Source organism: Desulfotignum balticum DSM 7044, from assembly GCF_000421285.1.
Lineage (GTDB): Bacteria > Desulfobacterota > Desulfobacteria > Desulfobacterales > Desulfobacteraceae > Desulfotignum > Desulfotignum balticum.
The window spans coordinates 1,861,925-1,881,878 of record NZ_ATWO01000001.1 but is presented as its reverse complement, the minus strand read 5'-3'; the positions used below and the strand labels follow the sequence as shown (position 1 = coordinate 1,881,878).

Sequence of the window (19,954 nt, the reverse complement as noted above, 5' to 3'; positions counted from 1 at the left end):
TGCTCACACGGCCGGTTTATTGAGCCGCGTTAATATGCGGCTTACCACACATTCCTTTTTTTTCAAAACTTTGGATCCCCGGGTGATTTTACACAGACTGATGCTGTATTTTTCAGCAATCTTTCGCTGGGGGATTTTTTGGTGCAGATCCTTGAGCAGTTTCCACCGCAGGGTCAAATCATCGAGCTCTGCAGGTGTGAACAGGTCTTTGAAAAGCTGTGCCAGCTCATCCTTGTCTTTGATCCCGGATATGACATCCAGCAATTCCCGGTCAATGGCCATGATATTATCTGTTCTCCGTGAATGACTGTACCTGATAAGTGAACACTTTCAGATCCCCGGCCTGCCATGCATGTGCATCCAGCCGGGCCTTCAGGCACAGTTGCGTTAAAAAGGACTCCGGATCCGGAAGCTGCTCCCAGACCTGGGGTAAAAAAGTGGCCCGGTGATGTCCTTTCTGGACAATCACCCCGTCCTGAAACGGGACCACCCGGGCTAAAAGATCCTTCACATCGGAATAATACAATTTTTCAGGCACTGAAAGCAGGCTGACTTCAATCTGGATATCCTCAAGTTCTTCCAGGGTCACCGGAGAAAACCGGGTATCATCAAACGCGGCATGACAGGCGTTTTCCTGAACACTTTCAAGAAGGGGTTTTTCAGGTTCCAGGGTGCCGATACATCCCCGAAGGGTGCCGTTTTTCTGGAGGGTGACAAACACCCCCCGTTTTTCTTTCAGCCACACGGGTAGCGGGTCGGGTAAATCCGGTGCGGCTTTTTCTTCATCCGGCAGAAGTCTCTGGATAATTGCCGCTTTTGCCAGTTGAATCAAAAGGGTTCCGTTTATGTGTTCCTGGTTTTTCTGATACTTTTTTTGTGTCACGATTTATCCTTTTGGGGATGCAGACGAATCAAAATAGGTTTTAACCAGTTTTTCAGCCAGGCCGACATAGGTTTCCGGGGTAAGATTGCGCATCCTGTCTTTCACTGAATCCGGCACTTTTTCAAGGGTATCCACAAATGCAGTGAGATCTTTTTTAGTAATTTTTCTGCCCCGGGTCAGATCCTTGAGCCGTTCATAAGGGTTATCTTCTCCAAACACCCGCATGGCGGTCTGAAACGGTTCGGCCAGCAGCTCCAGGTTGCTGGCCAGCTCTTTTTGAAGTGCGGCTTCATCCAGGTCCAGTTTGGACAACCCTTTGACGGTATTTTTCACACCGATAAAAAAATAAGCCAAAGCCGTTCCCAGGCTTCTTAAAACCGTACTGTCGCTTAAATCCCGCTGAAAGCGGGATTTCTGAAGCTTGACCGCCAGATGCTCCATCAGTGCAATGGCCATGCCCATATTGCCTTCGCTGTTTTCAAAATCAATGGGGTTCACTTTATGGGGCATGGTGGAAGATCCGGTTTCTCCTTTTGCCACCTGCTGCCTGAAATACCCGATACTGATATATCCCCACATATCCCGGTCAAAATCCATCAGCACGGCAGCGGTTCGAACCAGCGTATGAAGCAGGCAGGACAGATACTGATTGGGATTGATCTGGGTGGTGAACAAAATCGGATCCAGTTTTAAATATGACTCAATGAAGCGCCGGGATGCAGCCAACCAGTCAACCTCGGGAAACACAAAATAATGGGCGTTATAATTACCGGTGGCCCCGTTGATCTTTGCCTGAATCCGGATCTGCTCCAGAATGGTTTTTTCCTGATTCAGCCGCCAGGCAAAATTGACAAATTCCTTGCCCATGGTCGTGGGTGTTGCCGGCTGTCCGTGGGTGCGGGACATCATGGGAATCGACTGATAGGCTTTTGCCTTGTGCTCAATTTTTTGAATACATCGGCTCAGCAGATCAACGGTCAGATGCTGGCCTTTTTTCATCATCAACGCATAGGCCGTGTTGTTGATATCTTCGGATGTACAGGCAAAATGAACCCATTCCCTGATCTCAGAAAACCCCAGGGCATCCAGTTTTTCCTTGATAAAGTATTCCACGGCCTTGACATCGTGATTGGTTGTCTGTTCAATGGCTTTGATGCGATTGACATCTTCAGAACAAAACTGATCCACAATGCTGTCCAGGGCCGCCGGATCCTGTGAAACCGCCGTCAGTTTCAAATCATGAAGAATAAATTTCAGCCATTGGATCTCCACCTGAACCCGATGACGGATCAGGCCGGATTCACTGAAAATATCAGCCAGTTCTTCAGTTAACCGGACATACCGTCCATCCATCGGCCCGATGGCGTTTACCGTTTCCATACCCACTCCCTGTTAAAAATTATAAATATCGATAATCATTTGACATTCAAAAGCAGATTCATTACATTCTGTTCAATTTACTGGTGCTGTATACCAATACCAGACTGTTGGGAAATTGACAATCCCAAATACAAACCGGCCCACTGACCAGGGGTGACAACCGAATCAGACATGTTTTCAGGAGTAAACGCTTATGGCATTGACCAAGACAATTATCACCGAACAGATTCAAACCCAGTTGGACCTCTCCAGGAACACCGCCTATGATGTGATGGAAGAATTTCTGGAAATTATAAAAAGCACCATTGAAAATGGTGAAGACATCATGATCAGCGGATTCGGCAAATTCTGTGTCAATGAGAAAAGTGCCCGAAAAGGAAGAAATCCTGCAACAGATGAAGAAATGACACTCCCGGCCCGACGGGTGGTCACGTTCAAATGTTCGGGCAAACTCAGGGAACTCATCAACAAACAGCCCCCGTCTGCCCCGACCCGGTAACCTTCTCGTTGTTTTTTTTGATGAAATTATTAATAACCGCAGACATACACGGCAACCTCAGCACCTGGTTGACCATCCAGGCGCTTGTGGAACATTCCGATGCTTTGGTGGTGGCAGGTGATCTGTTTGACACCCGGTATGGTAGTTTCTGTCATCCGGATTTCAATCCCGAAGCCATCCGCCAGGATGTCAAGACCGCTGCCAAACCGATGTATTATGTATACGGCAATTGTGACGAACCCGCCTTTTTTCCCGGACAAACCCACACCCTGACATTTTGTGCCAACGGCAGATCCCTGTTTGTCCACCATGGGTTTCCCCGGGTGCCGGTACCGTCTGACACGGATATTGTTATTCAAGGCCACACCCATGTCTGGTCCCTTGAAAAAACAGACACACAGATTCACATGAACCCGGGATCCATCACCCGCCCCAAAAAGGGACCGGCAACTTACGGCATCTTTGATGAAACATCTGTTTCCATCCGGTCCCTTGATACCGGATTGCCCCTGATGACTGTGAACCTCTGACCTGCTGAAAAAATTATAGGAACTGTCATGACCGATGCCCGCACCATTTCCAATGCCTCTGAAAAAAATCCGCATCAGGACGCATGGTTGACTGCGTTTTTTCTGGAAAACCATATCGACCCGTTTGCCTATCCCTATAAAGTCGCCACTGTGGAACAGATCGAATTCATGGTTTTTCTGGAAAACAATGAACAGTATTTCCCCTGTTCAGATGAAATGTTTGAAGCCATTATGTCCAGATCATCGGAAAACTACCTGTTGAAACGGTACCAGGCGGTTTATGAAAAAATTATGCACATGGTGGACACTTTTATTGAATCCGACTATGACAAAGAATATCTTTACGCTTTGATCCGGATTAAATATGATCATGAAATAGAATCCCGCCTGACCATTCCTTCCCGGCTGGAAAAACGGCTGTGCAAAATATTCCAGAGCCAGACCCATATTGAAAATCCGTTCGCCCGAAAAAAGCAGGATGCAAACAACCGGGCCCAGGCGTTATTGACATCGGATTTTTTTATGACCGCCTTGAATCACATTGATGGGGCCATTCAAAATCTGAACCAGTTTTCTTTAAATTCCTTGAGAAAAAAAATCAAGGAAATCGAGCTGCAACGGCTGCTCACAATGATGTGTGCCGGCCACTTATGGGAAAAACCGCCTGAAACGCCCCTTTCAGTAGACACGTTCCAGCGCCTGTTTGAAACCCGGATTTCAGGAAACGGGCTGCCTGAACTGATAAACCTGATTCATACCCGGAAAAGTAAAATACTCTGGCTGACAGACGAAGCCGGGGGAGTGATGGTGGATGTGGCGATTGCAAAATTCCTGGCAAGTCTTGGCCATCTGGTGATCCTGGCGGTCAAGGAAGCCCCGGTCTTCCAAAAAGTGTCCATTACAGATACCCGGAATGATCCCATTTTAGCCAACGCTCTTGAAGACAGCCATTTTATCTTTGAAAAAACCATCAGCAAAAACCGGCTGGTTCAACTGCTCAAACAGGATGAAAACATTTATGTGGTATCTGACGGAACCCGGGAAAACCTGAATCTGCTTCTGGCCTCCACCACGTTTGCCAGAATCTTCAAGGAAGTGGACTTTGTCATTTCCCGGGGCCATGACCAGAAAAGACGGCTGATCCACACACATTTTCAGTTCACCCGGAACATCATCAACATCACCGTGGAAGATGATGACGGGATCCCCGGATTATCGGTGGTTTACAAACCCCGGCATCCGGAAGTCATCAATTTTTCTCACCGGGACTTAGAAGAGCGTGCCAACCGCATCATCGACCAGATGAAGGCAGCCAAAGCCAAAAACATGACCGTGATGTTCTACAGCGGTATTATCGGTTCCATTCCCGGAAAAATCGATGTGGCCAAAAAAATCATGAGCCGGTTCATCGATCACTTGAAAAAGCAGTATCCGGACCTGTTTATCATTAACCCGTCCAATTACTATGAACCGGGCATGGATGCGGATGATCTGATGTATATGTGGGAAATTGTTCAGACCAGCAACTACATCGATGTCTGGCGTTTTCAGACCGCAGAAGACATCACTCAAGGTTTTGCTTTGATGAAACAGAAAGTGCCGCCGGAATGGATTGGAAAAGACGCCACCTACAGTACCGGATGCACCAAGGAGATGCGGATCGCCCAGAATGTGCTGAAAACCAATCCGGAAATGCAGATCACCGGTCCTTCTCTGGACAAATTCATGCGGCGCAATGAATATGGCGTGGGCAGCATGTATGACCAGCGGCTGGCGGATCTGTGATCAGCAAAAAAACAACTCTACAGAAAAGCGATACGGATATGAATACAAACTTTTCGTTGACAAAAAAAGAAGTTCCATTTTAAAGTCGAAACTTCAGACACCCGAAAAAAAAGACAATTTAAATGGAATCCGAAAAAACCCAATGCCTTCTGGCACAATGTGATGAACTGAACGCACAATTATCCACTCTTCTGTCTGTGGCTTCGGATTTGGCATCGGAACTGGATTTCAATGCCCTGTTTCCGCTGATTGTCAAAAAAATAACCGACATGATGAAAGCGGAACGAACCAGTCTTTATCTGCTGGATCCGGATCAAAATGAACTGTGGACCAAGGTGGCGGAAGGCATTGATAACCATCCGATTGCCGATAGGCGAAGGCATCAGCGGCCGGGTGGCCCAGACCGGCGAAATACTCAATGTCGAAGATGCATGGGAACTGCCTTTTTTCAACAGGGAGTTTGATAAAAGAAACAACTTCAGAACCCGTTCTGTGTTGTGTTTGCCCATCAAAAACCATGCCGGAGAAAAAATCGGCGTTCTTCAGGTGATCAACAAAAAAGGCAAGCCGCGGTTTGATGCCCAGGATGAATGGTTCTGTCAAGGACTGGCTGCCCAGGTAGGCATTGCACTGGAAAATTCGCTTCTGCATGATGAAATGAAACTGGCATTCAAAAAATCCATTCAGACTTTGGCCGCAACAGTGGATGCCAAACATCCATTGACAGCCGGTCATTCCCGGCGCGTGACCGATTACAGCATGAAGATTGCTCAAAAAATGGGACTGCCCCGGCGGTCTCAGGATAATTTATATTATGCGGCCCTGCTGCATGATATCGGCAAAATAGGGATCAGTGATGCAGTCCTGCTTAAAAACGGGCCATTCACACCTGAAGAACGCCTTGAAATGAATACCCATCCGGCTAAAACTGAAAATATTCTGAACAATTTTTATTTTCCCCGGGCATTGCGCCGTGTCCCCTGGATTGCTGCCTGTCATCATGAAAAAATTGATGGAACCGGTTATCCCCGGGGGTTGACAGAAGATCAAATTCCCCTGGAATCAAAAATCATTGCTGTGTCAGATGTTTTTGATGCATTGACATCCCTTAGGGATTACCCCAAGTATGCATTTGGAAAAATTCTGGATTATAAAATCGTTCCCATTGAAAAAACGGTTTACATTCTGAAAAAAGACGTTGGATCCCATTTCGATCCGGATGTCATTGAAGCCTTTTTATCTTGCCTGCCTGAAATCACCTTTGACACAGATAATGCACGTTAAAAGGGTCCTGCTCCATTTCCAGAACCTGAATCCGGGTAAAACCCGCACGTTCAAGCAGCGACTCCGCCTTTTTTCTTCCCCACATCATGCCCAGTCCCCGGCCCTGATCAGACAGACCCACAGGCATGCAGTGCATCAGACTGACGGTATAAAGAAACGGCCCCATGGGATGGTCCAGATTGCCTGCCGGATGACTGGCCGCATCAATGTCGATCATGGAAAACATGCCATCCTCAGCCAGCATGTAACGAACTCCTTTGAGAGCGGACAGCGGATGGGACTGGTCATGAATCGCGTCAAACGCGGTGATATAATCAAACTGTCTGGATAACTTTGTATCGTTTTCCAGAGTGGCCGCATCTTTTACCTGAAAGGTCAGATTCTTCAGTCCCAGATCAACGGCTGTCTGCCGGGCCTCATCAATTGCCGGACCATCATTGTCAATGCCGGTGAACGTGGACGCGGGAAAATGCTGTGCCATCAGGTGCAGCGCAATGCCCTGACCGCACCCCAGATCGCATACCCGGATGCCTTTTTCCAGGCGGGTCATCAACCGCCCGCTATCCACCCGGGGCAAAAAATGCCGGATCAGCCCCTGCCGGTGCTTGGCATGGGACAGCTGTGACATGAATGCCTGAAACCGGGGATAGGCGGAAAATGGGATGCCCTCCCCTTTTGAGAAATCATCCAGCACCCGGGTCATGGCAATCTGAGTGAGTAATGGGATTTCCTGAGTATACACCCCCATATTGCGGATGCCGGCCTTGCGGATCAACACTGCGGCATGGTCCGGGGGCAGATAATAAACCGTTTCTTTTTGCTTGTCTTCGCTAGATTCCGGGGTATGGATCTCAATGATCTGACCGGTGCACATGATGCCCAGCCATTCTTGCACATACCGCGGATGAAGCCCGGCAGCCCTGGCCAGGTCCCGGCAGGATACCGGCCGGTCCAGATCTGCCATGACATCGAAAATTTTCAATTGATATCCCACGGCCAGAGCCAGATTCAATGCCCCATGATTGAGAATGTCCGTCAGCCGTTGACTGAATTCAGCCTGATTGTCCTGATCCATTATTTCTCATCCTTTCCAATGGTTGTTTCTATCTAAAAAAGTGTCTGTATAATACGTGATCTGATCGGAATTTCAACTCTCTGCTGGGGAGGCCGCCTTTTAATTTACTTGATTTTTCATGGAATTTCAGATAATTTAATTAATTTGTTTGAATTATTTTGGAGGGCTTTCATGCCGGTGGTCCGTTTACAGAACGTTTCCAAATCGTTCAACAATCAGCCGGTGATCAATGACCTGAACCTGGATGTTCACAAAGGGGAGTTTCTGACCCTTCTCGGACCGTCCGGGTGCGGCAAAACTACTGTGTTGCGGTTGATTGCCGGACTGGAAACCTGTGACAGCGGGGCACTTTTCATCAACGGCCGGGACCAGACCCGCATGCCTGCCTGCGACCGGGATGTCAATACCGTGTTCCAGAGTTATGCGCTGTTTCCTCACATGACCGTGTTCGACAACATTGCATTTGGATTGAAACTCAAAAAAACCCCCGCCCGACAGATCCGGGAAAGGGTCAAAGAAACCCTGGCCCTGGTCAAACTGGCAGGTCTTGAAACCCGGTCCATCCATGGGTTGTCCGGCGGACAGCAGCAACGGGTGGCCATTGCCAGGGCCATTGTGAATCAGCCGTTGATCCTGCTTCTGGATGAACCCTTGAGCGCTTTGGACTATAAACTGCGGAAACAGATGCGCCTGGATCTGCGGCAGCTTCATCGGAAACTGGGAATCACTTTTGTCTTTGTCACCCATGACCAGGAAGAAGCATTGACCCTGTCCGACCGGGTGGTGGTGATGAATCATGGCACAATTCAGCAGACCGGTACCCCCAAAGACATTTATGAAACCCCGGTGAACCTGTTCGTGGCGGATTTCGTGGGGGAAAGCAATATATTTGATGCCCGGGTGGCCCGGACTTCCGGATCGGACATGGAAATACATTTCCTGGGTATTGTCAAAATCGTGCAGAACCGCCGCAATTTTAAAACCGGCCAGGCAGTCAAAGTGCTGTTGCGGCCCGAAGACATGACTGTGGCGAGAATCCAGGCACAATGTGCAGCAGGATCCCTGCCCGGCCGGGTCACAGAAATGATCTACAAAGGCACTACCGTGGATTTGATCATCCGCCTGGACAGCGGCCAGGAAGTGTTTGTCACTGAATTTTTCAACGAAGACGAGCAGGATATTATGTATGATGTGAATGAACCGGTGAGCGTCTCCTGGATCAAGGGATGGGAGGTAACCCTGGCGGATGAATGAGCGACAGGGTTTCAAGTTTATCGCCGTTTTCCTGAACATGGCCTGGTTTGCGTCCTTTGTCCTGATTCCCGGTCTGATGGTGGTGGGAATCAGTTTCATGACCCGGGATACCGGCACATTTTTCAGCCCGCCTCTTACCCTGACCCAGTACCGGGAATTGCTGGACCCGGTGTATGCCAAGGTCCTTGGTACGTCTCTGATTTTTTCGCTGAACACCACCCTTTTGTGCCTTTTCATCAGCTACCCCTTTGCCTGGATACTTTCCCGGGCCTCAAAACATCGGCGGCCTTTACTGCTCATGATGGTGATCATCCCCTTCTGGACTTCTTCTTTGATTCGTACCTATGCGCTGGTGATTTTGATGAAGGCCAACGGGATCATCAACACCCTGCTTTCAGCCGCAGGCATTGTTTCCGAACCTGTGACCCTGCTGTATACCGATTTTGCCGTGTATGTGGGCCTGGTGTATTCATTGCTGCCGTTCATGATACTGCCGTTGTATGCCGTGATGGAAAAAATGGATCTTCGGCTGCTGGAAGCGGCCCGGGATCTGGGAGCCAATACATTGCAGGTGTTTGTCCACGTGGTTTTGCCCCTTTCTTTTCCCGGCGTGCTGGCCGGTTGCATCATGGTGTTTCTGCCGGCCATGGGGCTGTTTTATGTACCGGATCTTCTGGGGGGCGCCAAGACCATGCTCATGGGCAATTTCATCAAAAATCAGTTTCTGACGGCAATGAACTGGCCGTTCGGATCAGCGGCCAGCGTGTTTCTGCTGGTGCTGATGGGCTTGATGCTCATCATTTATTTCACTTTTTCCCGGCGGTTTAACAGGCATCAGGCCCTATGACGCGGTGGTTGAAGATATCCTGGGTGTCTGCGGTGTTCACATTTTTATACGGCCCGCTGCTGGTGCTGATGGTGTTTTCCTTTAATCAGGCCAGATATACCACCTCCTGGCAGGGATTTTCCCTGAAATGGTACATGCGGCTGCTGGACAATCCACAACTGCTGGATGCATTTTTCAACTCATTGACCGTGGCGCTGATCTCCAGCATGGTCGCCACGGCTTTGGGCACTCTGGGCGCATTTGCCGTTTCCAGATACCGGTTTGCCGGCAGAAAACTGTTTTTCGGGCTGGTGTATTCCGTGATGATGAGCCCGGACATCGTTATGGGCATCAGCCTGCTCATGCTGTTTGTACTGGCTGGACTGACGCCCGGATTTCTCACCCTGCTGATCGCCCATGTCACCTTTTGTCTGCCCTTTGTCATTGTGCTGGTACATGCCCGGATATCCGGGTTTGATCCGGCTGTGGTGGATGCGGCCCGGGACCTGGGCGCCCGGGAGCACGAGGTGTTTTACAAAATCATTGTTCCCATGATTCTGCCGGCCGTGCTGGCCGGGTGGCTGTTGAGCTTTACTTTGTCTCTGGATGATGTGATCATCAGTTTTTTTGTCACCGGTCCGGGATTTGAAATTCTTCCTCTCAAGATCTATTCCATGGTAAAACTGGGGGTCACCCCGGAAGTCAATGCCTTGTGCACGGTATTGTTTTTATTAACTCTGGCAGCGGTATCTGCTGCCCATGTTCTGACAAAGGAGATCAAAAGATGAAACAATGGATACTGCTGATATACCTGGTTCTGATTTCTGTGTCGGCACTGGCCGGACAACAACGCCTTTACATATACAACTGGACCGAATACATGCCTGATGAGGTATTGACCGCGTTCCAGGAAAAAACCGGAATCAAGGTGATCTATGCCACCTATGACAGCAATGAATCCATGTATGCCAAAGTCAAACTCACCCGGGGCAAAGGATATGACGTGGTGTTCCCTTCCACGTATTTTGTCCATAAAATGCGAAAAGAAGGACTGCTCAGCCCCATTGACCACGAAGCACTCTCCAATTTCAAACATCTGGACCCTGCCCTGATGGATCAGCCCTATGATCCGGGCAATAAATACTCCATTCCTTATGTGTGGGGATCCACGGCCCTGGCATATAACAACAACCATGTGGCGCCGGAGATGATGACCTCGTGGAAGGATCTGTGGCGGCCGGAATTCAAAAACCGCCTGGTCATGAACGATGATTTGAGGGAAGTGCTGGGGATCGGTCTGATTGTCAACGGATTTTCCGTGAACGAAACCGATCCGGACCGCATTCATGCAGCCTATGAATCGATCCGAACCCTTATGCCCAACATCCGGGTATTTTCAGGAGACTCTCCCAAGCAGCCGTTGTTGAACCTGGAGGCTTTTGCCGGCATGATATGGAACGGAGAAGCCTATATGGCGGCCCAGGAATTTCCAGCCATCCAGTATGCATATCCTGAAGAAGGCGCGATTTTCTGGGTGGATTCCATGGTCATTCCCACGGGTGCGGAAAACAAAAAACAGGCCCATGCATTCATCGATTTTATCCTGGATCCGCAAATCGCCTTGCAGGTGTGTGAATATATCGGCTATGCGCCGGCCAATCAGTCGGCCATCGCTCTGATGCCCGAAGAAATAAAGAACAATCCCACCATTTTTCCGGATCCTGAAGAAGTGAAAAAAGGGGAATTCCAGACCGATGTCGGAGATGCCATCCTGGTGTATGAACGCTATTGGGAACGCTTGAAAACCGGGATGTAACCCACCGGATTATCCGCGTTTCAGTTGCAGGGTATGGGGAATCAGGATGGTTTCCGGCTCATAGGATTTTTTGGCCTGACGCAGCCCCCTGATCCCCAGATCCTGCTCCCGGTTGATATATTTATACCGGTCTTTTAAATACAGAGCGGTCTGCTGATTGATCATCTGGGCCGCTCCTTTGAAATCAAAATCAGATTTTTCAAACTGTACATTACAGGTATCCGGGGTCAACGGACTGAAAATGGAAAAAGCCGCCATTCGATCCCCCACCATCAAGGCAAGTCCTTCCAGTCCCAGCGCATCGAAATGCATGAACGCTTTTTTTATGGCTTCGAACTCGGCAGCCAAAGTCTCAGACATCGGTTTCTGACGATTTAACTGATCCCGGGCCATGTTTTGAGCCATAACCTGTTTTTCCGGGGTCAGCAGGGTCACCTGAAAATCCGGATAAATGCGTTCAAACTGGGAGATCAGATTTTTCTTTTTATGCAGCTTCGGGGTATTCAATCGGCACAGCTTTTCCACATCATAAATGTATTCGCCATAGTCCCGCTCCGGATGAATGGAAAAATACTGTTCGCACCGGGGGTATTCATCCAGATAATCTTTCTGCACCAGACCGATATCCGGCACCAGACCGTCCCGCATCAGTTCTCTTGCCAGTTCTGCCAAATCATCCGGCGGCAGCGGTTCCCCCAGCGGCATGAACGCACATTGATTCACCCCGTCATAAATCACCAGCCGGCCTTTGAACAGGCGCCAGGAATAGTTATAAATCTCCTGCCAGCAGAATAGATTGGCAAAATTGTACTCACAGGACTCAGGCAAATATTTATCGATATAGATCTGGACCATCTGCCGGTCGGTGAGTTCAAACCGGCCGGCAGTCGGAAAACAGATGGTGGGTTGAAGATCTAAACACGCATGGTGATTACACCGGTTATACATAAATCAATCCTTAAGTCTGTAAGGTGTGTGACCGGACATCGGCCTGAATCCCAATGATTCATAAAATTTGCGGGTACCGGGTTCACCGATCAGGCCGATCCAGTCCACACCATGTTCTTTCAGACCGGTGATCAGTGTGTGAATGATTTTTTTACCGATGCCAATGCCCCGGAACTTTTGTAATACAACAACATCCTGAATATAAGCATCACTGACCAGATCCGAAAGGGCCCGCCCCATACCGATCATTTTTTTCTGATAAAAAGCGCCCACGAACAATGCAGAATCGGGAACCACACGGGATAAAAACTGTGGGTGTTGCTCACACGCCTGATCCCACCATCCAGCATCCTTGTAAAGAGCCATCAATTCGTTTGTATCCGCGGCTTTCAGAAACCGACAGTTTACAGTGGATAAATCCGGTTCATCCATATCAAAAGGCCTGCATCAGGGATTTGAACCGCTGGATTTCCGTCGCACAGGGAAATCTACGCTGTTCAAGTTTTTGAATCATGGTTTTGTCGTTGAATCGAAGAAAGGGATTGACCCGCAGCTCATCTTCCAGAAAGGAAAATACCCGGTCCGGATCATAATTTTCCAGGTACCGGAGGATATCCGGCGTATCCGGATCAATGGCCTGGGCAATTTCCACGGATTCTTTCACATAATCATGTCCGGCAAAAATCTTGGTTGTGCCGGGAAGTGCCATCACTTTTTTCAATGAAAAATAAAACCCATCCAGATCTTTGGAAAAACAATTTCCTACAGTAGCGTTAAACAAAGTATCACCGGTCACCAGAAAATCATCGCCTGCAAAACACACATCATTGCGGGTGTGCCCCGGGGTGGTGATCACCGTCAGTACTTCATCTTCAAGAAAAATGGATTCATTGTCCGAAAATTTTCTGCAATCCAGAAAAACGGCGTCTGTTTTTTCAAGCATCTGTTCATTGCCGCAGGTATGATCCGGGTGAAGATGGGTATTGGTGACCCGGGAAATCCGGATGTTCCGGTCCTGGGCAAACCTCGTCATTTCGTCCACAGCACCGGGATCAATCGCCACTGCGAAAGTACCTGAAAAAATCAGATATCCCAGGTTATCGGCCCCGTATCTGAACTGCTCAATCCGCATCTTCTTCCTCGATGTCATCTCCTTCTTCGTAAGCATCCATATCGACCCGATGCTTGATGTCGTCATCAAATTTGTCATCGTAAATATCGGCCAGATCATCTTCATCCGTATCCGGGTCAACATAATCAACTTCCGGCAATTCGCCTAGGTTGAATTCTTCAAATACATATCCGATGGCATCCCGCAGATTGCGTTCAAAACTCTCGGAATAATCTCCGTCCGAGTCCGAAGAAAATTCATATTCTTCTTCATGTTCTTCCAGAAGTTCGATCAGTTCGGATGCGACGGCCTCAGGATCATCCATTTCATCACTGTAAGAGTCGATGATCTCACTGAACAGGTTATACAGGTCGAATGCATCCACTGCTTCACTGATTGTCATCCATTTTGACATAAAATAACCCCTCCATATATTTCAACCCACACACCCCTGAAAAATTCAATGACTTTCCAACTATCATAACAATAAACCGGTTGGTGTCAAATGTCAGATGTTTTTTTCGGGATGGCAATGGTAAATTCAGTAAATTTTCCAGGCTCCGAATCCACATGAATTTCCCCTTGGTGCTGCTGTACGGAGCGCCGGGCCACAAAAAGCCCTAATCCGGTCCCTTTGTTTCCTTTGTCGGAATAAAACAGGGAAAATATCTTTTGTCGATATCTTTTGTCAAGCCCTTTGCCGTTATCCCTGATTTTAAACACAACCTGACGGGGCGTTTCAACGACCTGAACCTGTATTTCCAAATTTTTTCTGTCTGCTTTCACGCTGATACAGGCATCCACCGCATTTTCCAGAATGGCCAGGCAGGCGCCGAACAGCATGGTTTTATCCATCATGACTTCAAAATCCGTGCTGGGTCCGGGAATATCCAGAATCAAATCAATGCCGGCTTTTTGAATGCGGGGATCCATGGTGGTCAAAAGTTCCTGAATAAAATCGAACACTGAGACCGGCTGCATGTCCGGGGTCCTGTTTTTGGAATGAAACAGGATATCCAGCACCATCTGACGGATCATGGCAATTTTTTCCCGAATAATATCCCAGCCGTTCGAAATTTTATGAAAATCTTTTTGTTCAAGGCCGGACCGAATCAAATAATCTCCCCCGTCCAGTCCGGTGAGCATGCCTTTGATGCCGTGGGATATGGAAGAGATGTGCAGACCCAGGGCCGCCAGGTGATCCTGCAGATCGTGAATAACCGTGATATCGGTACACATTTCCATGACATGGCTGATCCGGCCGCTGTCATCTGGAATGGCCGAGGTTTGAATGAAAAAACGACGAATATGCCCGTCTTTGAGGGTGACATCCATTTCCGCGGTATGGGAAAGGCCGTCGGCAAAGGTTTCTTTCACCGGACAGGTGTCACAGGGAATCGTGCGCTGTTGCTGCACTTGAAAACAGTACATGCCCGGGTCATCTCCGAACTGATCCTTGAACCGGTTGTTGGATTCCACGATCCTAAAACGTTCATCCAGAATGGTGATATATGCCGGAGATTCGTTGAACAGCTGGATATACCGTTTTTCTGATTCCGCCAGCTTCCGGGTCTTTTCCGCCACCAGGATTTCCAGGTTCCGGGTATGGTCCGCCAGTTTTTCCCGGGTCAAAATCCGGTCATTGGCCCGTTTCAGGGCGATATCAAGCACATCCTGATTCACGGGTTTGGAGATGAAATCCACAGCACCTGTTTTCAGGCTGTCAATGGCCAGGTTGGCATCTCCGTATCCGGTAATCATGATCACCTCAATATCCGGAAATAACTGCTTGACTGACTTGAGCAGCGCCATACCGTCCATGCCGGGCATGCGGATGTCCGTGAGAACAATATCCGGCTTGTGGGTCTTGACCATGTCAAGCCCGGTAAAGCCGTTCTCCGCCGTGAATACCTCATACCCGGCATCGGTCAGAGTGATTCTCAGGACCTCCCGGATGCCATCTTCATCATCGACCACCAGGAGTTTATTTGTCATAATAATGCAACAATCACACGCCCAGAACCGCCTTTACTTTGGCAAGGACCTCTTCGGGTTTGAAAGGTTTGGCAAAAAACGCTTCTGCTTTGGGAATAGAATGGGTCCGTCCGGACAGACCGGAGATGACAATCACCGGGGTGGTGTATCCTTTTTTGGAAATTTTCCTGAAAAAGCGGGGTCCCCATTCTTCCGGCATTTCCAGATCTAGGGTGATCAGGTCCGGTTGCTGCTCCAGAAAAACATCCATGGCCTGTTTGCCGTCATCGGCGATGCAGGTGTCAAAACCGTTATCCTTGAACAATGTTTCCAGATACCGTGTAATGGCTGGATCATCATCCACGATCATTATTTTTTTTGTCATGGCCGTCTCCTTATTCCTTGACGTGACATTCTCCGCACAGGACCGGTCCTTGGCTCCGGTCAAAATGACAGTCTCTGCACAGGTTGTGATAGGCTGCTTCCAGGGGCATGGGATTATCCGGTCCGGGTTTGAGGCTGTGACAGTCCGAACAGTACAGATCTTCACTGCTTTCATCCGGGACCAGCTCACCGTTTTCATACACATGGTGGCAGACACTGCAGTCATCATCAGCAAGAAAAATATGGTCGTCATGGGAGAACACAGCCCCGGGGCGCCGGGGTGATTCAAAGGCCCAGGGATCCAGACGCTCCAGATCCTGTTCCGCATAACAGAAAAACCCGGTTCCGACCGCGGCAAAAAGCACGATCAGAAAGATGATGAAGCGGTTTGAGTGTGTCATGTCATGCCCCCGGCTCATAAATTTTCTTTTCCATGGTTTCATATATCAGGTCCCCCAGAAACTTGATCTCCATCTTCAAATCATAGTATTGAACGATGTCCTCCAGCCCGCTGTGACAATTATGACAGGGAGCGATCAGCACTTCGGCACCTGTGGCGGCGAGCTGTTCCGCCTTGACCCGGTTGTTCACCATGCGTTCTCCCTTGTAGGGCGGTCCGCAGTTGATGACCCCGCCGCCGGCCCCGCAGCAGTAATTATGCTCCCGGTTGGGCGTCATCTCCACAAAATCCTCGCACACCATGTTTACCACTTCCCTGGCCTTGTCGTGCAGGCCCCGCCCCCGGGACACATTGCAGGGATCGTGCAGGGTGACCTTTTTTTTGTATTTTTCTTTGATGGTGATACGTCCCTGGGTAAGCAGTTCATGATAAAATGCCAGGGCATGCACCACTTCAAAAGGCGGCATGACCCAGGAGTTCCATCGGTTGCCCATATCGTATACCGACCGGAACGCGTGACCGCATTCTCCCATGACGACTCGCTTGACCCGCAGTTTTGAGGCTGTTTCAAAAAATGCCCGGGCAATGCGGCCTGAAATTTCATTGTCTCCGGTATACATGGCCATATTGCTGTTATCCCAGCCCGGTGTGGATGGCATGGTCCAGTTCATGCCGGCCGCATGCATCATGGTGGCGGTCTGATAAATCAATCCGGCCTGAAATTTGGGTTCCGGCGCAATCACGGAATACATGATATCCGCCCCCATCTTGTCCAAAGGAATCTGCAGGTCATCGAACTCATCTCTGGCATCTTCTTCCTGCCATTGCAGGGTGTCGATCCATTCATCATCTTTGACCCACATCTGGTTCAGTGTCACGGAATGGGAATTGACCGTATCCTGTATGTACTGGGGTGTGATTTCCAGCTTATGGCAGATTCGGCGTACCAGCAGCATCATGTAGGCGATATCGATACCAAAAGGGCAGTACATGGCGCAACGTTTGCAGACATTGCATTCCAGGTGCGAAATCCGCACGGCCCGCCGGAGAAAATCTTTGGAAACATTGCCGTTTTGTTTCAGCATTTCCCAGATGGTGTTTTTCACCTTGGCTGCCGGCATGAACTGGGGATCCCGGTCATTGGACAGAAAATAACTGCATGCCTCAGCGCACAGCCCGCAACGCATGCAGGTTTCCACATACGCCTTGAACCTAGGGCCGGTTTCCTTTTTCAAAACCTGTTGAATGACCTGCTGGATCCGTTCCGGGGTCAATCGTTCAAGCCCGGATTCAATGGCCGGATCTGTCGGTTTCTCAACAGATGAAGGTGTGTCAGTCATGAGGTTTTCCTTTGTTTGCATTGAATTTTTCCTCCTACCAGTCTCTTGCCTGTCTGACATGACCGAATTCAGACCCCATGTAAGCCCGGGTCAAAGGCGCGTTCAGCATATGGGAAAACCGGGAAAACGGGATAATGATGAGCATCAGTTCTCCGGACAATATGTGAATCACAGTGATCCATTGGTAGGCGATCCACTGATGGTAGGCCAGAAACCCTGTCAGAAAAGGCAGCAATACCACAAGGATCAATATATAATCCATGGCACCGGTCAGATATTTCACCTCCGGCACCATGGCCCGGCGGAAGATAAAAAAGATCAATGCCGCAATCACCACTACGGTCAGCCCATCCGCCACGAAATCGTTCAGGGCGGGCCAGGATATTTGAAATGCTTCATTGATCAGCACGATATGGGATGCAAGAAACAAAGGGACCAGAAACAACAGAATGTGAAACAGATAGGATATCCCGTAATAAATGGGGCTCATTCGGGCGCTTCTGGGAAAAAAGGGAATCATCCAGGCCCCGATGGAACGCAGACTGTGTTTCAGGGTCACATACGAATAGATATAGGGTTCCTTTTGGCGGACAGCGCTTAGGATGCCCACCAGTTTAAAGGTCAATCCACCCAGAAATATGATAACCGATATCCAGACCATCGGGCCCATGATAAAGGCGATAAAACTGTTCATTGCAGTCTCCTTTAAAAAATTTTGCCGGAATTACACACGGATGATCCGGCGTCTATAAATGCCGTTCTCAATGCCTTTGAGCAGCACTTTGGATCCGTCTGCACTGATCACCGGATCTGCCATAAAACTGAATCCGGACGCCACTGTTTTTTTGTTGACCACCAGCTGGTACTGACCTTTTTTCTGAATGACCACCGCCACGACACTGCCGTCCGGACTCAAGCAGGGAACAAACACCATATCCGCCGCCATCTGCCAGGGGGTCTGATTGACAGCCAGATCCCAGACCTCTTTGTGCTTGTATACCGCTGCCAGGCTGGACCCGTCTTGGGAAAAGTAAATATCCGATATCATCGTATCCCAGGTCACAGGCCACACGGTATCGTTGACAGCCACACGCCAGCGGCCGTAAGGAGCGGAGACAATGGCGGCCACATCTTTGCCATTGGGAGACAGGGTCAGATGCCAGAGCTGATCATATTGATTTTGCCAGAACGGGGCATCGTTTTTATACAACTGCCATTTCCCGTTGATGCGAACCGGGGCCAGCAATGAATTCTCATCCAGAAATTCCGGTTTCCACACCGATTCAAACCGGTTTTCCCACAAGGTATCATTCTGGACAATGCCATATGATTCCCGGTCCGTGCGGACCCCATATCCCATCTGTCTGCCGGCGGCATCAAAGCTGATATCCCAGATATTCAAAAACCGGCGGTCTTTGGGGATACCATTGCAGGCCACACTGAAAACGCCTTTTTTAAAGGCCTCCACATCCGCCCCCGGCATGGGTACCACCTGAACCACGGCCGCAGATGTGCCGTCCGCAGCCATGACCGCACCCGTCAGATTTTCATACCGGTCTTCCCATGGGGTGTCGTTCACAATCACCCCGTATTCGGAATCAGACTGAAACGCTGCACCCAGAACCCGGCCATCCGGACTCTTCATCATCTGCCAGATAAAATCGCACCAGTGGATCCATTCCTGCCCGTTCACAGACAGTGTCCATTCTTCATCCCGGGCCACAAAGGCCGCAAACCCGCTGTCGGAAACAGACGTCAGGCTCCAGATTTTCTCATATTCTTCTTCCCAGACCTCGCCGTTTACACAGACACTGAACACCATTTCATCCAAATTGACAACAGCGGCAATACTTTCTCCATTTTGACTCACCTGGGGGGCCTGAACCCAATTATAACGGGTTTTCCATTCGTCAAACGGAATTTCCTTTAACTCCGTCTCCCAGTCCCACGATGTCTTTTCGTTCATAATTTTTCTCCGAATTCTTACGCGGTTTTGGCCCGGTGGGTCCGCCCGGACTGAAAATCGGACAATGCCAGATACAAGCCTCCGACCGCCAACTGGGCGCAGTGTTCATGATCCGGCGGCAGGGTCTGAAGGTATTCCACCACCTGTTCCGGGGTTATTTCCCACGCCTGATCAATGGTTTTTCCCCAGGCGAAAGACACCACTGTATTGCAGCAGGCAGTGGTGTTCAGGCATCCATGGGCCATAAAAGAGATCGAGTCCAGAACGCCGTCTTTTACCTTGATTGAAAATTCAACTGTATCCCCGCATTCTCCGGTTCTTTTGCCATATCCGTCCGGATCATGAATTTTTTCTTTGTGTCCGGTGTCAAACGCCATTTCAAGATATTGAACGGAATGGCGGTTCCAGAAATCCAAATCGGTCATTTTCAAACTCTCCATTCTGATATATACCACAAGGTTTTATCAAGTCCTTATATACCTTTTAAGGTCCCGGGGTC

23 protein-coding genes are annotated in these 19,954 nt (G+C 49.2%); 8 read left to right on the top strand and 15 right to left on the bottom strand.

The annotated features are described in order from the left end of the window. Positions 1-3: 3 nt before the first annotated feature. From K365_RS0109560 to purB, 3 genes are read right to left on the bottom strand one after another with little or no spacing between them, the layout of a single operon-like run. A complete protein-coding gene (locus tag K365_RS0109560) occupies positions 4-282 on the bottom strand; it encodes a Trp family transcriptional regulator (protein WP_006966204.1) in 279 nt (92 codons plus the stop codon). A 4-nt stretch (positions 283-286) separates the two neighbouring features. Next, the gene (gene amrA / locus K365_RS0109555; RefSeq protein WP_024334396.1) at positions 287-883 is read right to left on the bottom strand and encodes an AmmeMemoRadiSam system protein A; all 597 of its coding nucleotides are present in this window, start codon (positions 881-883) and stop codon (positions 287-289) included. A gap of 3 nt (positions 884-886) precedes the next feature. After that, the gene (gene purB / locus K365_RS0109550; protein WP_024334395.1) at positions 887-2,263 is read right to left on the bottom strand and encodes an adenylosuccinate lyase; all 1,377 of its coding nucleotides are present in this window, start codon (positions 2,261-2,263) and stop codon (positions 887-889) included. Between the two features lie 193 nt (positions 2,264-2,456). Between purB and K365_RS0109545 the strand changes: the two genes are divergently transcribed. The 4 genes from K365_RS0109545 to K365_RS0109525 all read left to right on the top strand — a co-directional run bounded on the left by K365_RS0109545 (position 2,457) and on the right by K365_RS0109525 (position 6,361). Beyond that, complete coding sequence (locus tag K365_RS0109545; RefSeq protein ID WP_006966201.1) at positions 2,457-2,762, top strand: integration host factor subunit alpha; 306 nt, start codon at positions 2,457-2,459, stop codon at positions 2,760-2,762. Between the two features lie 20 nt (positions 2,763-2,782). Beyond that, complete coding sequence (locus tag K365_RS0109540; RefSeq protein ID WP_160166913.1) at positions 2,783-3,292, top strand: YfcE family phosphodiesterase; 510 nt, start codon at positions 2,783-2,785, stop codon at positions 3,290-3,292. A gap of 27 nt (positions 3,293-3,319) precedes the next feature. Further along, complete coding sequence (locus K365_RS0109535; RefSeq protein ID WP_024334393.1) at positions 3,320-5,077, top strand: ARMT1-like domain-containing protein; 1,758 nt, start codon at positions 3,320-3,322, stop codon at positions 5,075-5,077. Positions 5,078-5,395: 318 nt separating this feature from the next. Continuing rightward, positions 5,396-6,361, top strand: coding sequence for a GAF and HD-GYP domain-containing protein (locus tag K365_RS0109525; protein WP_084489795.1), 966 nt, complete (start codon positions 5,396-5,398; stop codon positions 6,359-6,361). Here the strand turns inward: K365_RS0109525 and K365_RS0109520 are convergent. After that, positions 6,333-7,436 (bottom strand): class I SAM-dependent methyltransferase, encoded by a 1,104-nt coding sequence (locus K365_RS0109520; protein ID WP_024334390.1) that lies wholly within the window; start codon positions 7,434-7,436, stop codon positions 6,333-6,335. The two genes, K365_RS0109525 and K365_RS0109520, sit on opposite strands and share 29 nt — an antisense overlap. 171 nt (positions 7,437-7,607) lie before the next feature. Here K365_RS0109520 and potA point away from each other — a divergent pair, with 171 nt between their 5' ends. Genes potA through K365_RS0109500 form a run of 4 tightly spaced genes read left to right on the top strand, consistent with a single transcriptional unit; the run spans position 7,608 to position 11,332 of the window. After that, complete coding sequence (potA, locus tag K365_RS0109515) at positions 7,608-8,690, top strand: spermidine/putrescine ABC transporter ATP-binding protein PotA (protein WP_024334389.1); 1,083 nt, start codon at positions 7,608-7,610, stop codon at positions 8,688-8,690. Beyond that, positions 8,683-9,537 (top strand): spermidine/putrescine ABC transporter permease PotB, encoded by an 855-nt coding sequence (gene potB / locus K365_RS0109510; RefSeq protein ID WP_024334388.1) that lies wholly within the window; start codon positions 8,683-8,685, stop codon positions 9,535-9,537. Before potA ends, potB begins: the two co-directional genes overlap by 8 nt. Next, a complete protein-coding gene (gene potC, locus K365_RS0109505; protein WP_024334387.1) occupies positions 9,534-10,304 on the top strand; it encodes a spermidine/putrescine ABC transporter permease PotC in 771 nt (256 codons plus the stop codon). Before potB ends, potC begins: the two co-directional genes overlap by 4 nt. Continuing rightward, positions 10,301-11,332 carry an extracellular solute-binding protein gene (locus K365_RS0109500; protein WP_024334386.1) on the top strand — a complete coding sequence of 344 codons (1,032 nt, stop codon included), beginning with the start codon at positions 10,301-10,303 and terminating at the stop codon, positions 11,330-11,332. The genes potC and K365_RS0109500 overlap by 4 nt, the downstream gene beginning before the upstream one ends. Positions 11,333-11,341: 9 nt before the next feature. On the opposite strand, the gene K365_RS0109495 is transcribed toward K365_RS0109500, so the two are convergent. The 11 genes from K365_RS0109495 to K365_RS0109445 form a co-directional block, all read right to left on the bottom strand. After that, positions 11,342-12,280 carry a DUF2156 domain-containing protein gene (locus K365_RS0109495; protein WP_024334385.1) on the bottom strand — a complete coding sequence of 313 codons (939 nt, stop codon included), beginning with the start codon at positions 12,278-12,280 and terminating at the stop codon, positions 11,342-11,344. 3 nt (positions 12,281-12,283) lie between these two features. Beyond that, complete coding sequence (locus K365_RS0109490) at positions 12,284-12,712, bottom strand: GNAT family N-acetyltransferase (protein ID WP_024334384.1); 429 nt, start codon at positions 12,710-12,712, stop codon at positions 12,284-12,286. 1 nt (position 12,713) lies between these two features. Beyond that, entirely contained in the window at positions 12,714-13,412 is a 699-nt protein-coding gene (locus K365_RS0109485) for an MBL fold metallo-hydrolase (protein WP_024334383.1), read from the bottom strand. Beyond that, complete coding sequence (locus tag K365_RS0109480; protein WP_024334382.1) at positions 13,402-13,806, bottom strand: hypothetical protein; 405 nt, start codon at positions 13,804-13,806, stop codon at positions 13,402-13,404. Before K365_RS0109480 ends, K365_RS0109485 begins: the two co-directional genes overlap by 11 nt. Positions 13,807-13,892: 86 nt before the next feature. Continuing rightward, positions 13,893-15,386 (bottom strand): ATP-binding response regulator, encoded by a 1,494-nt coding sequence (locus K365_RS0109475; protein ID WP_024334381.1) that lies wholly within the window; start codon positions 15,384-15,386, stop codon positions 13,893-13,895. Between the two features lie 13 nt (positions 15,387-15,399). After that, the gene (gene divK, locus K365_RS0109470) at positions 15,400-15,750 is read right to left on the bottom strand and encodes a DVU0259 family response regulator domain-containing protein (protein ID WP_006966175.1); all 351 of its coding nucleotides are present in this window, start codon (positions 15,748-15,750) and stop codon (positions 15,400-15,402) included. A gap of 10 nt (positions 15,751-15,760) precedes the next feature. Continuing rightward, positions 15,761-16,150, bottom strand: coding sequence for an acidic tetraheme cytochrome c3 TmcA (gene tmcA / locus K365_RS0109465; protein ID WP_006966173.1), 390 nt, complete (start codon positions 16,148-16,150; stop codon positions 15,761-15,763). A 1-nt stretch (position 16,151) separates the two neighbouring features. Next, on the bottom strand, positions 16,152-17,489 hold the full coding sequence (gene tmcB / locus K365_RS0109460; RefSeq protein WP_024334380.1) for an electron transfer complex ferredoxin TmcB: 1,338 nt from the start codon (positions 17,487-17,489) through the stop codon (positions 16,152-16,154). 34 nt (positions 17,490-17,523) lie between these two features. Further along, on the bottom strand, positions 17,524-18,183 hold the full coding sequence (gene tmcC / locus K365_RS0109455) for a TmcC family electron transfer complex membrane anchor subunit (protein ID WP_006966170.1): 660 nt from the start codon (positions 18,181-18,183) through the stop codon (positions 17,524-17,526). Positions 18,184-18,213: 30 nt separating this feature from the next. Then, positions 18,214-19,455, bottom strand: a complete 1,242-nt coding sequence (tmcD, locus tag K365_RS0109450; protein WP_024334379.1) for an electron transfer complex subunit TmcD — start codon at positions 19,453-19,455, stop codon at positions 18,214-18,216. Positions 19,456-19,472: 17 nt separating this feature from the next. Then, on the bottom strand, positions 19,473-19,880 hold the full coding sequence (locus K365_RS0109445) for an iron-sulfur cluster assembly scaffold protein (RefSeq protein WP_024334378.1): 408 nt from the start codon (positions 19,878-19,880) through the stop codon (positions 19,473-19,475). Positions 19,881-19,954: the final 74 nt, after the last annotated feature.